The sequence below is a fragment of the Streptomyces graminofaciens genome (genome assembly GCF_030294945.1).
GTDB classification, from domain to species: Bacteria; Actinomycetota; Actinomycetes; order Streptomycetales; family Streptomycetaceae; genus Streptomyces; species Streptomyces graminofaciens.
Genome location: NZ_AP018448.1, coordinates 8,939,804 through 8,953,669, shown reverse-complemented (window position 1 = coordinate 8,953,669; position 13,866 = coordinate 8,939,804). Strand labels below are relative to the sequence as shown.

Here is a 13,866-nt window from a genome sequence, read left to right as displayed (position 1 = left end):
CCGCGTACTGGGTGTACGCGGACGACCCCGACAACGCGGCGAGGTGCCGTGCCAGGCGTCGCGGGGCAGACGGGACTTTCGAAACACGCCCTAGATGCGGTGTCAGCAACTCCGGTGGCGGCGAGGATCCCGGTCGTCCGGCCGTGGAGACAGCTGTCGCGGATGACCGTGGCGAAGCCGGCGCCGGGGGCTATGACGGCCAGGACGGTGATCGCCGCCACGGCGAGGACTCGTTCAAGCGCCGACCTCCGGCTTGCGGAACATGTCGCCGGGGACGGGAGGGCGGGCTTCGTCGTCCTCGTCGGCCGTCTCCTCGCCTAGGAGGTCGCGGGCCATGAGGGTGGCGCCAGCGACCGCGCCGGGCATCAGGAAGACCGCGACGAACGGCACCAGGAAGGCCAGGCCGAGCGGCGTTCCGAAGCCCCAGACCAGCGTCTTGCGGGAGCGCAGCAGGGCGAGCCGGTCGCGGAGTTCGACGCGGCGGCGCTGCAGGGCGACGGCGGTCAGCTCCTCGGTGAGGAAGAACCCGGTGACGACGAAACCGATGACCGGGACGACGGTCTGCCCGATGAACGGGACGAAGCCGAGGCCGAAGAGCAGTACGCCCCACAGGGCGGCCCGCATGACGATACGGAGGCTGTCCCGGGCCGAGATCACCAGCTCCCGCCAGAGCGGCAGGCCCGACTCCGGGGCGCTGCCGTCGGGCGAGACGTCCCGGTCGACCTTCTCGGAGAGGTTCTCGTAGAAGGGCTGGCCTATGAGGAGGGTGACGGCGGTGAAGGTGACGACCGCGAGGAGGAGGGCGAGGGCGAAGAGGACGGCGGTGAGGAGGCCGCGGAAGAGGCCCAGCCAGGGGCTGGACCACCCGTCGGCGAACGGGGTGGCCCAGGCGACGAAGTCCGGCCCCCAGAGGGCGAGGGCGGTCAGCGCGCCGAGGTACAGCACGAGTGTGATCAGGCCGGGGATCAGCCCGAAGCCGTACTGCTTGCCGTGCCGGGCCACCCAGCGCTGGCCTCGCACGAGGTACCTGAAACCCACCCCTAGATCGCGCATGGGGCGAACTTTACCCAGGGGGTGAGGTCTGGGGCACGGGGGAGATCGGGTGGGCGGGGTGCGTCGGTGGGTGCGGGTCCGTCGTGGTCGCTCGCGCAGTGCCCCGCGCCCCTTTCAGGGGCACGGTCGGCCAACCGGACCAGCCACTCCAACGCCCTCTTGTTGTACGGGAGTCGAACAGGTAGACCAGCAGCACCATGGTCATCACCCGCACCGTGGTCGCCACCCGCACCGGCCGTCCCAGAAATCCCCCCACCAGGAGGTAGCGTGCGCCCGCCGAGATCCGGCCCGAGAGACGCTTCGAGATCCGCTCTGCTCAGCTTTGTCACCATCGCCGTCACGACCGGTGCGCTCGTACTCACCCCGCAACCCGTCGGCGCCGACCCCAAGCCGCCCGTCCGTGAGGGCTCCTCTCTCCCCCAGGGCGCCGCCAAGGCCCCCGCGAGCGCCGCCGAGCGCGCCCTCACCGCCCCGGTCACGGAGTTGTCGGACACCCGCGGCTACCCCCGCGAGCAGGTCCTCTCCCCCGACCCCGTGAACCCCGCCGACAAGTCCATCAAGCTGGGCCTCACGCCGTACCACGCCATCGCCCCGAAGCTGAACGAACTCCAGCGGCTCGGCGACCGGGTGAGCGTCGAGGTCGCGGGGCGGTCGGCCGGTGGGCACCGCCTCTACCTCGTCACCGTCACCGCCCCGGAGAGCGCACGCCAGGCTCGCGCCCAGAACCGTATGCGCGAACTCATCGAGAGTGCTCCGAAGTCGGCCGCCAAGGACCCGGCGGTGAGGAAGACCTACAAGACGCCCGTCTTCTTCAACAACAACATCCACGGCAACGAGTGGGAGGGCACGGACGCGGCCCTCGGCCTCATCGAGTCGCTCGCCACCGCCGACGACAAGAGGACCACGAGCCTCCTCGCCCACTCCCGGCTCTACTTCAACATCACCGCCAACCCGGACGGCCGTATCGCCGGGACCCGAGCCAACGCCAACGGTTTCGACCTCAACCGCGACTTCGTCACGGCCTCCCAGCCGGAGGCGCGCGCGATGCGGCAGATCGAGATCGACAAGCAGCCCGCCGTCATGCTCGACCTGCACGGATACGTCAACGGCACGCTCATCGAGCCGACCACTCCCCCGCACGGCGAGAACTACGAGTACGACCTCTTCCTCAAGAACACCTACGCCAACGCCCTCGGTATGGAGTCCGCCGTCAACGGCCTCGGCTACACGCCCGAGAAGGACGGCGTCGACCCGGCGCAGATCCCCTTCCGCGACTCCGAAGAGGGCTGGGACGACTGGCCGCCGGTCTTCACCCCGCAGTACGCGGCCTTCCACGGCACGGTCGCCGCGCACACCGTGGAGATCCCGCTCGCGGTCAACAACGAGGAGTACGACCAGCTGCCGGTGACCGAGCTGCGCCGCCGCTCGGCCATCAACGTCGACGTCGCCGGCGCTGCCATGCGCGCGACCCTCGACTTCGTCCGGGCCCACCGCAGCTCCCTCGTCGCCGACCAGATCGAGGTCTTCCGGCGGGGCGCCACCGGTGCCGCCCAGGTGCCGGTGTCCGAGGAGACCGTCCCGGGTGTCCCGGGAATCGGCCCGGAGGACGTCTACACGACCGAGTTCCCGCGCGCGTACGTCATCCCGGCGGGCACCGCCCAGCGCTCCGCGACCGCCGCCGCGCGCCTCGTCGACCATCTGCTCGCCAACGACGTACGCGTCACCCGCGCGACCCAGGGCTTCCGGCTCGGCGGGCGGTCGTACGCGAAGGGGTCGTACGTCGTCGACATGCGGCAGCCCAAGCGCGGGCTGGCCAATGTGCTGCTGGCCGACGGGCGGGACATCAGCGACAAGGTCTCGGTGATGTACGACATCTCCGGCTGGAGCCTCGGGCGGTTGTGGGGCGCGAGTGTGGAGAGGGTCGTGGGCGGGCGGCTGTCGGCCGTTCACACCCGGCCCGTGACTGCCGCCGCCCGCGTCGGCTACGTGGCACCGCGCGGCGAGCTGCGGCTGCGGCTCGACAGCCCGCAGGAGATCGCGGCCCTCAACTCCCTTCTCAAGGACGGGGTTTCGGTACGGCAGGCCGCCGACGGCAGCGCGCTCGTACCGGGCTCGGCTCGCCGGAGGGCGAAGTCGCTCGCCACGTCGTACGACGTGGCCTTCGACGCGACGAGGACAACACGGGGTACGCCTCTGCACCGCGTGCGGGTCGCCGCGGCCGTGACCGCCGGTGAGCTGTTCGCGTTGCGGGAGATGAACTTCGACGTCGTGCCGGTGTCGACGGCCGTCCTCAACGCCGGGTTCGACTGGGCGAAGACGGATGTGCTGTTCGTGTCGTCGGGGCTGTCGTACGGCGGGCTGAACGCCTCCGCCCGGACCGCGCTCGACGGCTTCCTCGCCGGGGGGCACGGGTTCGTCGGCCGGGGGTCCGCCGGTGCGGCGCTGAGCACGGCCGCCGGTCTGTTGAAGGCGACGGCCGTGGAGGGCAACGGGGACGCCAACGGCGTGGTGCGCGTGGTGAACTCGGGCGGCGCGGTCACGGGCGGGGCGCCCGGCCACAGCTTCGTCTACGCCCCCGTCTGGTTCACCGGCCTCGGCCCCGAGGTCACCGTCGAGCAGTCGTACGCCACCGGGAATCCGCTGGTCTCCGGGCACTGGCGGCCGCTGGCCGACGGCACCGGCGGACCGGCAGCGGCGGCGGGGCAGGCGTCCGTCGTCAGCGGCCCGCACACGGTCCTGTTCGGCACGGAACCGCTCTTCCGGGACCACCCGAAGGGGGAATTCCCGCAGATGGGGCGGGCGTTGCTGTCGGTGTTCTGATGGGCGGGTCCACCTACTGGGGAACGGGAGCACGTATGACGCAGGAGAGCCGGGAGACCGCCCTCGTGCACGGCACGGTCGCCGACGGCTTCGAGGCCGTACGCGAGGAGTTCGCGGCCTTCGTGACCGGTGAACGGGCCGACTACGAGGGGCAGTTGACCGCGTATGTGCACGGGCGGCGGGTGGTCGACCTGTGGGCCGGGCCGGACGCCGAGGCGGGCGGGGACGCGCTGTACGGCCTGTTCTCCTCCACCAAGGGGGCCGCCCATCTCGTGGTCGCGCTCCTCGTCCAGGACGGGGTGCTGGAGCTGGACCGCCAAGTGGCCGTCTACTGGCCGGAGTTCGCCGCCGAGGGCAAGGGGGCGATCACCCTCAGGGACGTGCTGGCCCATCGGGCCGGCCTCGTCGGTCTCGACGCCGGGTTCACACCGGAGGAGATGGCGGACGACCGGCGGATCGCCGAACGCCTCGCCGGCCAGCGGCCGTTCTGGCGCCCGGGCACGGCCTTCGGCTACCACGCGCTCGTCATCGGGGCGCTGACCGGCGAGGTCGTACGCCGGGTGACGGGTCGTACGCTCCAGGAGGTGTACGAGGAGCGGGTCCGCGCCCCGTACGGGCTGGATCTGTTCCTGGGGTTGCCGGAGGAGTTGGAGCCCCGCTTCCGTACCGTGCTGCCGATGATCCCGACGGCCGAGCAGCAGGCCGCGATGGACGCCTCGCCGACCGGTCCGCACACGCTCGCGGCGATCGCGTTCAACGAGCACGTACCGGATCCGGGAGGTCTGACGGACTTCCCCAACTCCCGTGCCGTGCGCGCGAACGGGCAGTCCTCGGCGGGCGGTGTCGGCTCTGCGCGCGGGCTCGCCGGGATGTACGCGGCGGCCATCGGCCCGGTGGACGGGCGGCCGGCGCTGCTGAAGCCGGACACGATCGGCGAGGTGGGGCAGATCCACTCGGTCGGCCGCGATCTGGTGGCCGGTGCCCACAAGGCGTACGGGCTGGGCTTCCAGGCGACCGCCGAGAACTGGTACCCGTTCCTCGGCGCCGGTTCGTTCGGACACAGCGGGGCGGGTGGCAGCCAGGGGTTCGCGGATGCGCGCAGTGGTCTGGCGTACGCGTACACGCGGCGGCGGATGGCGTTTCCGGGTGGGGCGGCGCCGGAGAACGTGGGGTTGGTGCGGGCGGTGCACCGCGCTGCGCCGACGGTCCGACGGGGCGGTTGAGCGACGCCGAAGTCCCGGGGCCCCGTTCGCGCGGTTCCCCGCGCCCCTGAAGGGGCGCGGGGCGGCGGACCCTCAGGTCACAGCTTGACGATCATCTTGCCCGTGTTGTCGCCGCGCAGGACGCCGAGGAAGGCCTCCAGGTTGTTCTCGATGCCCTCGACGACCGTCTCGCGGTACTTGAGCTCGCCGGAGCGGACCCAGGCACCGACCTCCTGGACGAACTGCGGCTGCAGGTCGTAGTGGTCGCCGACGAGGAGGCCCTCGATACGGCCGCGGGTCTGGATGAGCCGGGCGAGGTTCTTCGGGCCGGGGGCGGGCTCGGTGTTGTTGTAGACGGAGATCATGCCGCAGATGGCGATCCGGCCATGGACGTTGAGCTGGCCGATGGCGGCCTCCAGGTGGTCGCCGCCCACGTTGTCGAAGTAGACGTCGACCCCGTCGGGCGCGGCCTCGCGCAGCTGCTCGGCGACCGGGCCGTTCTTGTAGTTGAAGGCCGCGTCGAAGCCGTACTCCTCGACCAGCAGCTTGACCTTCTCGTCGGAGCCGGCGGAGCCGATGACCCGGGAGGCGCCCTTGAGCTTGGCGATCTGGCCGACCTGGCTGCCGACGGCACCGGCGGCGCCGGAGACGAAGACGGAGTCGCCCTCCTTGAAGGAGGCGGTGCGCAGCAGGCCGGCGTAGGCGGTGAGGCCGGTCATGCCGAGGACGCCGAGGTAGGTGGACAGGGGCGCGGCGTCAGGGTCGACCTTGACGGCCTGCTTGGCGTCGAAGGTGGCGTACTCGCGCCAGCCGCCGAAGTGCAGGACGTGGTCACCGACGGCGATGCCCTCGGCGCCGGAGGCGACGACCTCGCCGACCGCACCGCCCTGCATGGCCTTGCCCAGCTCGAACGGGGCGACGTACGACTTGGCGGCGCTCATGCGGCCGCGCATGTACGGGTCGACGGAGAGGAACTTGTTCCGTACGAGGACCTCGCCCGTGCCGGGCTGCCGGATCTCCGCCTCGACCAGGGCGAAGTCCTCGGGCTTCGGCCAGCCGACGGGACGGCTGAGCAGGTGCCATTCGCGATTGATCATGACGAAGAACCTTTCGGATGCACTTCAATATTTACTTCAGGAACTGAAACAACAATGCTCCTGAATATTTCATGTTGTCAAGTATCGGGGTAGCCTGGTGACCATGGCCACGCAGAAGACGACAGCGCGTATCGACCCGCTCACCCTCGAGGTCGTCGACCTCATCGGCACGGTCGTGGCCCGCTACCACGACGAGTACGAGGACGCCGCCACCGGGCACGCCCTGACCGGCGCCCAGGCGCGGCTGCTCAGCCTGCTCTCGCTGGAGCCGCTGCCGATGCGGCGGATCGCGCAGCGCCTGAAGTGCGAGCCGTCGAACGTGACGGGCATCGTGGACCGACTGGAGGCCCGGGGCCTGGTGGAACGCCGCCCCGACGCGAACGACCGCCGAGTGAAGCTGGCGGCGGTCACACAGGAGGGACGACGGGTGGCGCGGAGCCTGCGCGAGTCGTTGCACTTCGCCCGGGAGCCGCTCGCGGGGCTTTCGGTGGCGGAGCGGGAGTCGCTGCGGGATCTTTTGTTGCGGATGCTGGCGGCGTAGCCGCGCCGCGCGGTAGGCGGCCGGGGGCATGGGTCAGAGGAAGGCGGCGAGACCGTCGAGGAGCCGGTCCACTTCGTCGGCGGTGTTGTACGGGGCCAGGCCCACCCGCAGCGCGGGGTCCTGAAGCTTCAGCGCCGTGAACGGCTCATACGCGTAGAACGACCCGGCGGGTGCCAGCACGTCGCGCGCGGCCAGGTGTGTCTGGGCCTCACGTGCGTCGCGACCCTCGAGGGTCATCAGGAGGGTCGGGGTGCGGTCGGGGGCGTTCGAGTGCAGGGTGACCGCGTCGCCGAACGCCCGCAGGCCCTCCCGCAGCCTCGTCCGCAACGACTGCTCGTGCTCATGCAGAGAGCGCAGCGACCACGTCAGCCGCTCCCTGCGCGAGGTGCCCGTACCCGGGTCCATCGCCGCCAGGAAGTCCACGGCGGCGGTGGCGCCCGCCAGGATCTCGTAGGGAAGGGTGCCGAACTCGAAGCGTTCGGGCACGGTGTCGGGGGACGGCAGGAGCTTGTCCGGGCGCAGGGTCGCGAGGTACTCGGGGGCTGCCGCGAGCACCCCGCAATGTGGTCCGAGGAACTTGTACGGCGAGCAGACGAACAGGTCGGCTCCGAGGGCGGGTACGTCCACGAGGTGGTGCGCGGCGTAGTGGACGCCGTCCACGTACACCAGGGCGCCGACTTCGTGGGCGCGGTCGGCGATCCGGCGAACGGGCGGCTTGGTGCCCAGCACGTTCGAGGCCGCCGTGACCGCCACCAGCCGGGTGCGCGGTGAGAGGGCCCGCTCGTACGAGTCGAGGTCCAGCTCCGTGGTGTCGGCGTCGATCTCGATCCAGCGGACCGTCACTCCGGCGCGCTCGGCCGCCTGGATCCAGGGGCGGACGTTGGCGTCGTGGTCCAGACGGCTGAGAACGATCTCGTCGCCCGCGTTCCAGCCCTTGGCCAGGTGACGCGAGAAGTCGTACGTGAGCTGGGTGGCACTGCGGCCGTGGACGATGCCGTTCGCGGGCATGTGGAGCAGGTCGGCGTAGGCGGCGCGGAAGTCCGCGACGGCGCGCTCGGCGTTGCGCTCGGACGGGCTGACGGTTCCCCGGTTGGACAGGGGGCCGGTCAGCGTCGCGGCGATGGCGTCGGCGACGGGGCGGGGGGTCTGCGTGCCGCCCGGTCCGTCGAAGAAGGCGAGGCCGGTGGCGAGGGAGGGGAAGTGGGCCCGCAGGGCGGTGAGGTCGAGGGCCATGGTCTCGGCTTTCTGTCGGGCGGAGTTCTCGGCATCGGGTCCCCTTACTCTGGCGTCGTCCTCGCGACACGTAAAGCGATGGATTCCGAAGAGAAAGTTCATGAACTGTGAAGTCCCAGCCGGATCTGAAGCTGCTGGCCACCTTCCTGGCCGTGGTGCGCCAGGGTTCGATGGCCGAGGCCGCGACGGCACTGGGCTATGTGCCGTCGGCGGTGTCCCAGCACATCGCCGCGCTGGAACGCGACCTGGGCATCGAACTGCTCGTCCGCCGCCCCGGCAGCCGGCTGATCCTCACCGCCGCCGGCCGCTCCCTCGCCCGGGCGACCGAGACGCTCTTCGACGCGACCGCGCGGTTCCAGGACACCGCGATCGGCATCGCGAAACGCGAGATCGCCGAACTGCGCGTCGGGATCTACCCCAGCGCGATGACCTACCTGCTCCCGGAGGTCCTCGCCACGCTCAGGGATCGCCGCCCGGGACCCCGTGTCCGTCTCGTCGTCGTGGAGACGGACGAGGGCGTGCCGAGGGTGCGGTCGGGGGACCTGGACCTGCTCGTCGCCTACCGCTATCTGCCCGAGGACCCGCCGGCCCCCTCCGAGGCGTTGACGATCACCGTCCTGGGGCGCGAACCGCTGGTCCTGGTCACGGGTGCCGAGCCGGGCCGCCGACGCCCGGTGGAGCTGGCCGAGTGCCTGGAACGGGAGTGGGTCTCGGGCCACGCGCACAACCCCGACCGGCGTCTGCTGCTCCGCTGGGCCGGAGAACTCGGGATCGCGCCCCGGGTGACCCTGGAGACCGAGGACCTGCACAGCATGCTCGCCATGATCCGAGCCGGCCTCGCGGTGGGCCTGATCCCGGCCACCCTCCTCGGCGCAGGGCACGACACCGGAGTCGAGAGGGTGAGCCTGCCGCCCGGGGCGGCGCCTCTCCAACGGGAGATCCTCGCCGTCAGCAGACGCGGCGCCCGCCCCCCGATCATCGATGAGTTGGTCGCGCTCCTGGCCGGTGCCGTGGAGAGCGTGGTCGTCAGGGGGTTCAAAGGCCGGTGATCACGTGGGCGCGGGCGGTGAGCGGCATGGCGCAGCCCAGCGCAGCCCGACCGAGGAACTGGAACGCCGGGCGCCCGCCACCGCCTACGTCTCACTGATCGCGGACGGCCCCGCCCGCTTCCTCCACGAGAGGTTCGGCTTCATCGACACCACCACGCACGGCTCGATCGGTACGCGTCGTGCGACGGGAGCGGGGAAATTCCGGTTGCCCGTGCCCCGGCGCGCCTGTGAAGGTCAAGACCATGCCCACCTTCTCCGCCCCCGACGGCACCCTCCTCGCCCACCACTCCATCGGCGACGGCCCTCCCCTCGTCTGCCTCCCCGGCGGGCCCATGCGGGCCTCCGCCTACCTCGGTGATCTCGGCGGACTGTCCGCGCACCGGCGGCTGGTCATGCTGGATCTTCGGGGGACCGGGGAGTCCGAGGTGCCCGAGGACGTCTCGTCCTATCGGTGTGACCGGCTCGTCGGGGATGTGGAGGCGCTGCGGGAGCGGCTCGGGGTGGAGCGGATCGATCTGCTCGCGCACTGTGCCGGGGCGAATCTCGCCGCCGCGTATGTGCGCCGGTACCCGGAGCGGGTCGGACGGCTCGTTCTCGTCACGCCCAGTCCCATCGGGGTCGGTATCGCCGTGGGCGTCGACGACCGGCTCGCGCTCGCTCGGCTCCGCGAGGGCGAGCCCTGGTTCGGGGAGGCGTTCGCGGCTTTGGAGGAGGTCGCGGCGGGGCGCGGGACCGATCGGCACTGGGCGGCCGTCGCGCCGTTCTTCCATGGGCGGTGGGATGCGGCCGCCCAGGCCCTGGACGCCGCCGACGCCGAGCAGCGGAACTCCGAGGCCGCAGGCGTCTTCGGGGGTGAGGGGGCCTTCGATCCGGAGGGTACGCGTGCGGCGTTCGGGCGGTTCGGGGCGCCCGTGCTCGTGCTCGCCGGGGAGGTCGATCTCAACTCGCCGCCCGGCGCGATGGGTGAGTACGCCGCGCTGTTCCCCGACACCCGCACCCGGTTCGTCGTACAGCCCGGCGCCGGGCATCATCCGTGGCTGGACGACCCTGATCGGTTCGTGGAGGCCGTCGCCGGATTCCTGGGCTGAGGAGCCCGTGAAAACGCCGGGCGGTCCGTCGCGTGTGTATCGCGCGACGGACCGCTCCGGTTGCTGACAGCGTTTCCGCTCAGGTTTTCTTGCGTGCCGTCATCGCCCGCTGGATCAGGATGAACGCGCACAGCAGCACACCCGTGGCGATCTTCGTCCACCAGGAGCTCAGCGTGCCCTCGAACTGGATGATGGTCTTGATCAGGCCCAGGACGAGGACACCGAACAGGGTGCCCAGGACGTAGCCGGAGCCGCCCGTCAGGAGCGTGCCGCCGATGACCACCGCCGCGATCGCGTCGAGTTCCATGCCGGTGGCGTGGAGCGGGTCACCGGACTGGATGTAGAGGGTGAAGAGCAGGCCCGCCAGGGCCGAGCAGAAGCCGGACACGGTGTACACGGCGATCTTCGTGCCGCCCTGTGGGAGGCCCATCAGCATGGCCGACTGCTCGCTGCCGCCGATGGCGTACACCCGGCGGCCGAAGCGGGTGTAGTGGAGGATGTAGAAGGCTGCCGCCAGGACGACCAGTGCGACCATCGCGCTGATCGACAGGAAGCCGACCCCCAGCTGCACCTGCGCCTGGGCCATGCTGTTCACCGTGGCGTCGTCGATCGCGATCGACTCCTTGCTGATGACCAGGCACAGGCCCCGGAAGAGGAAGAGGCCGGCGAGGGTCACGATGAAGGGCTGGATCTCGAAGTTCTGGATCACATAGCCCATCAGGAAGCCACCGAAGGCGCCCACGGCCAGGGCCACGGGGATGACCGCCAGGAACGGCATGCCCTGGCGTTCCACCAGCCAGGCCGTCAACATCGTCGTGAAGCCGATGAGCGAGCCGACCGACAGGTCGATGCCGCCGGAGAGGATCACGAAGGTGGCGCCCACGGCGGCCACCAGCAGATAGCCGTTGTCGATGAAGAGGTTGAGGAAGACCTGCGGTTCGGCGAAACCGTAGTTCTGGTAGCGGCTCAGGCCCGTGATGTACATCGCGAGGAAGAGCCCCGCCGTGACCAGGACGGGCAGCCGCCGGTCACCGAGCAGAGCCGCCGCCTTGGACGTCGGCGCGGACGTCGATGTCGTACGGCTGTCCGGGGCCGTCGGGGTCTTGGTGGTCGCGCTCATCACGACACCTCCATCTTGGGGGCTGCCTCGGCGGTCGTGACGGTCTTCGCGGGCGCGGAATCCGGCGTACCGCCGCTCTTCGCACCGGACTTCGCGCCGAAGACCTTCGCGCGGAACTTCGGGGACTGGAGCAGGCAGACGACGATGACGACCGCGGCCTTGAAGACCAGGTTCGTCTGGGTCGGGACGCCGATCGTGTAGATCGTCGTCGTGAGGGTCTGGATGACCAGGGCGCCCACCACGGTGCCGCCGATCGAGAACCGGCCGCCGAGCAGCGAGGTGCCGCCGATCACCACGGCGAGGATCGCGTCCAGCTCGATCCACAGACCGGCGTTGTTGCCGTCCGCGGCCGAGGTGTTGGAGCTGATCATCAGGCCCGCGATGCCCGCGCACAGGGCGCAGAAGACATAGACCATGATCTTGATGCGGCGGGACCTGATGCCGACCAGACGGCTGGCCTCTGCGTTGCCGCCGACCGACTCGACGAGGAGGCCGAGGGCGGTCTTGCGGGTCAGGGCCACGGTGATGGCGACGACGGCCGCGACGACGAAGATGGAGAAGGGCAGCGTCAGCCAGTAGCCGCCGCCGATCAGCTTGTACGGCTCGCTGTTGATGGTGATGATCTGGCCGTCGGTGATCAGCTGGGCCACACCTCGGCCGGCGACCATGATGATGAGGGTCGCGATGATGGGCTGGATGCCCATCCTGGCCACCAGGAAGCCGTTCCACAGGCCGCAGACCACCGCGGCCACCAGGCCGATGCCCATGGCGAGGAAGACTGCCGACAGGGCGTTCTGGTCGGCCTGGTCACTGATGTACGAGCAGGTCAGGGCGCCGGTGATGGCGACGACCGCGCCGACCGAGAGGTCGATGCCGCCGGTGGCGATGACGAGGGTCATACCGACCGCCACCAGGATCAGCGGCGAGCCGAAGAGCACGATCGAGACGAGGCTGCCGTAGAGGTGGCCGTCCGTCATCTTGATCGAGAAGAAGTCGGGGGTGAAGGGGACGTTGACGAGCAGCAGAGCGACCAGGACCGCGACCGGCCAGAACAGGTGATGGTGCGTCAGTGCTCGCCAGCGGGACGGCGTGGCTGTCGTGGCCGCGGATGGGGTACTCACTGGTGTTCTCCGCTCGCGATGGTCTCCAGGATCTTGCTGGCGGTGATCTCCGGCCCGTTGGTCAGCCGCGCCACCAGCTTGCGATCGCGCAGCACTCCGATGGTGTGGCTGAGGCGGAGGACCTCCTCCAGCTCGGCCGCGATGTAGAGCACGGACATGCCGTCCTCGGAGAGGGAGACGACCAGTTTCTGGATCTCCGCCTTCGCTCCGACGTCGATGCCGCGCGTGGGCTCGTCGAGGATCAGCAGCTTGGGCTGGGTGATCAGCCAGCGGGCGAGCAGCACCTTCTGCTGGTTGCCGCCGCTCAGTTGGCCGACTCGGGCCTCCGGGTTCGCGGGCCGGATGTCGAGGGCCTTGATGTACTTGGCGACCAGTTCGTCGCGCTGGGCGGCCGGGATGGGCCGGGTCCAGCCGCGGGACGCCTGGAGGGCGAGAATGATGTTCTCGCGTACGGTCAGATCGGGGACCAGGCCCTCGGTCTTGCGGTTCTCCGAGCAGAACGCGACCCCGGCGCCGATGGCGTCGTTCGGGGCGTTCATCGGGACCTGCTTGCCGCCGACGGTGACCTTGCCGCTGTCGGGCTGGTCGGCGCCGAAGAGCAGCCGGGCGAGTTCCGTGCGGCCCGAGCCGAGCAGACCGGCGAGGCCCACGACCTCGCCCTTCTTGATCTCCAGGTCGAAGGGGGCGATGCCGCCCGTGCGGCCGAGGCCGTCCGCGTGGAGCAGGGTCTCGCCGATGTCGGCGTGCAGCTGCTGCTCGTGCAGCTCCTCCAGCTGGTCCAGGTCCTTGCCGATCATCAGCTGGATCAGGCCGACCTGGTCGAGTTCGCTGACCATGTGCTCGCCGACGAGGGTGCCGTTGCGCAGGACGGTCATGCGGTCGCAGATCTCGTAGATCTGGTCGAGGAAGTGGGAGACGAAGAGGATCGCCACTCCCTCGTCCTTCAACCGCCGCATCAGACGGAAGAGTTCGAGGACCTCGTCGCGGTCGAGGCTGGACGTCGGCTCGTCGAGGACCAGCACCTTGGTGCCCTTGCCCTCCCCGTCGCCGCCGCTCACCGACCGTACGATCGCGACCAGTTGCTGCACGGCCAGCGGGTACGAGGACAGGGGCGCCGTCACGTCGATGTCGAGGCCGAGGCGGTCGACCAGCTCCGCGGCCTCTTTGCGCAGCCGCTTCCACTGGATGCGGCCGAAGCGGGTGGGCTCGCGGCCGATGAAGATGTTCTCCGCCACCGAGAGGTTGGGGCAGAGGTTGACCTCCTGGTAGACGGTGTTGATGCCGGCCTGCTGCGCCTGGAGGGGGCTGGCGAAGCGGACGGACTCGCCGTCGAGGGTGATCGTGCCGCCGTCCAGGGAGTAGACCCCGGTCAGCACCTTGATCATGGTGGACTTGCCGGCGCCGTTCTCGCCCATCAGCGCGTGTATCTCGCCGGGGAAGAGCCGGAAGTCGACGCCCGACAGAGCCCGTACCCCCGGAAACTCTTTGACTATGCCCGTCATCTCCAGGACGGGCCGCGGCTCTGCCATGGCAGCGCTCCTC

Annotated in this window: 11 protein-coding genes and 2 pseudogenes; 6 read left to right on the top strand and 7 right to left on the bottom strand. The window is 70.4% G+C overall.

Annotated elements, in window-relative coordinates:
• Positions 1 to 104: 104 nt before the first annotated feature.
• Both SGFS_RS39360 and SGFS_RS39355 read right to left on the bottom strand, forming a co-directional pair.
• Positions 105 to 221: pseudogene (locus tag SGFS_RS39360) on the bottom strand (LysE family translocator); the annotation flags it as partial.
• Between the two features lie 13 nt (positions 222 to 234).
• Positions 235 to 1,053 carry an EI24 domain-containing protein gene (locus SGFS_RS39355; protein WP_286257006.1) on the bottom strand — a complete coding sequence of 273 codons (819 nt, stop codon included), beginning with the start codon at positions 1,051 to 1,053 and terminating at the stop codon, positions 235 to 237.
• Between the two features lie 267 nt (positions 1,054 to 1,320).
• Between SGFS_RS39355 and SGFS_RS39350 the strand changes: the two genes are divergently transcribed.
• Together SGFS_RS39350 and SGFS_RS39345 are read left to right on the top strand one after the other, a co-directional pair.
• A complete protein-coding gene (locus SGFS_RS39350) occupies positions 1,321 to 3,873 on the top strand; it encodes a M14 family zinc carboxypeptidase (RefSeq protein WP_286257005.1) in 2,553 nt (850 codons plus the stop codon).
• Between the two features lie 35 nt (positions 3,874 to 3,908).
• The gene (locus SGFS_RS39345) at positions 3,909 to 5,096 is read left to right on the top strand and encodes a serine hydrolase domain-containing protein (protein ID WP_286257004.1); all 1,188 of its coding nucleotides are present in this window, start codon (positions 3,909 to 3,911) and stop codon (positions 5,094 to 5,096) included.
• Positions 5,097 to 5,173: 77 nt separating this feature from the next.
• Here the strand turns inward: SGFS_RS39345 and SGFS_RS39340 are convergent, their stop codons facing one another.
• Positions 5,174 to 6,172 carry an NADP-dependent oxidoreductase gene (locus SGFS_RS39340; RefSeq protein ID WP_286257002.1) on the bottom strand — a complete coding sequence of 333 codons (999 nt, stop codon included), beginning with the start codon at positions 6,170 to 6,172 and terminating at the stop codon, positions 5,174 to 5,176.
• A 103-nt stretch (positions 6,173 to 6,275) separates the two neighbouring features.
• Here SGFS_RS39340 and SGFS_RS39335 point away from each other — a divergent pair, with 103 nt between their 5' ends.
• Positions 6,276 to 6,713, top strand: coding sequence for a MarR family winged helix-turn-helix transcriptional regulator (locus tag SGFS_RS39335; RefSeq protein WP_286257001.1), 438 nt, complete (start codon positions 6,276 to 6,278; stop codon positions 6,711 to 6,713).
• Positions 6,714 to 6,746: 33 nt separating this feature from the next.
• Here the strand turns inward: SGFS_RS39335 and SGFS_RS39330 are convergent, their stop codons facing one another.
• The gene (locus SGFS_RS39330) at positions 6,747 to 7,946 is read right to left on the bottom strand and encodes a cysteine desulfurase-like protein (RefSeq protein ID WP_286257000.1); all 1,200 of its coding nucleotides are present in this window, start codon (positions 7,944 to 7,946) and stop codon (positions 6,747 to 6,749) included.
• A gap of 107 nt (positions 7,947 to 8,053) precedes the next feature.
• Between SGFS_RS39330 and SGFS_RS39325 the strand changes: the two genes are divergently transcribed.
• From SGFS_RS39325 to SGFS_RS39315, 3 genes and pseudogenes are all read left to right on the top strand, one after another.
• A complete protein-coding gene (locus tag SGFS_RS39325) occupies positions 8,054 to 8,995 on the top strand; it encodes a LysR family transcriptional regulator (protein WP_286256999.1) in 942 nt (313 codons plus the stop codon).
• A 1-nt stretch (position 8,996) separates the two neighbouring features.
• Positions 8,997 to 9,185, top strand: a pseudogene (locus tag SGFS_RS39320) (GNAT family N-acetyltransferase); the annotation flags it as partial.
• 52 nt (positions 9,186 to 9,237) lie between these two features.
• The gene (locus tag SGFS_RS39315; protein WP_286256998.1) at positions 9,238 to 10,083 is read left to right on the top strand and encodes an alpha/beta fold hydrolase; all 846 of its coding nucleotides are present in this window, start codon (positions 9,238 to 9,240) and stop codon (positions 10,081 to 10,083) included.
• Between the two features lie 79 nt (positions 10,084 to 10,162).
• Here the strand turns inward: SGFS_RS39315 and yjfF are convergent, their stop codons facing one another.
• The 3 genes from yjfF to SGFS_RS39300 are packed head-to-tail and all read right to left on the bottom strand — an operon-like array spanning position 10,163 to position 13,853.
• A complete protein-coding gene (yjfF, locus tag SGFS_RS39310; protein WP_286256997.1) occupies positions 10,163 to 11,203 on the bottom strand; it encodes a galactofuranose ABC transporter, permease protein YjfF in 1,041 nt (346 codons plus the stop codon).
• The gene (locus tag SGFS_RS39305) at positions 11,203 to 12,324 is read right to left on the bottom strand and encodes an ABC transporter permease (RefSeq protein ID WP_286256995.1); all 1,122 of its coding nucleotides are present in this window, start codon (positions 12,322 to 12,324) and stop codon (positions 11,203 to 11,205) included. Before SGFS_RS39305 ends, yjfF begins: the two co-directional genes overlap by 1 nt.
• Positions 12,321 to 13,853, bottom strand: coding sequence for a sugar ABC transporter ATP-binding protein (locus SGFS_RS39300; RefSeq protein WP_286256994.1), 1,533 nt, complete (start codon positions 13,851 to 13,853; stop codon positions 12,321 to 12,323). The genes SGFS_RS39305 and SGFS_RS39300 overlap by 4 nt, the downstream gene beginning before the upstream one ends.
• Positions 13,854 to 13,866 lie beyond the last annotated feature (13 nt).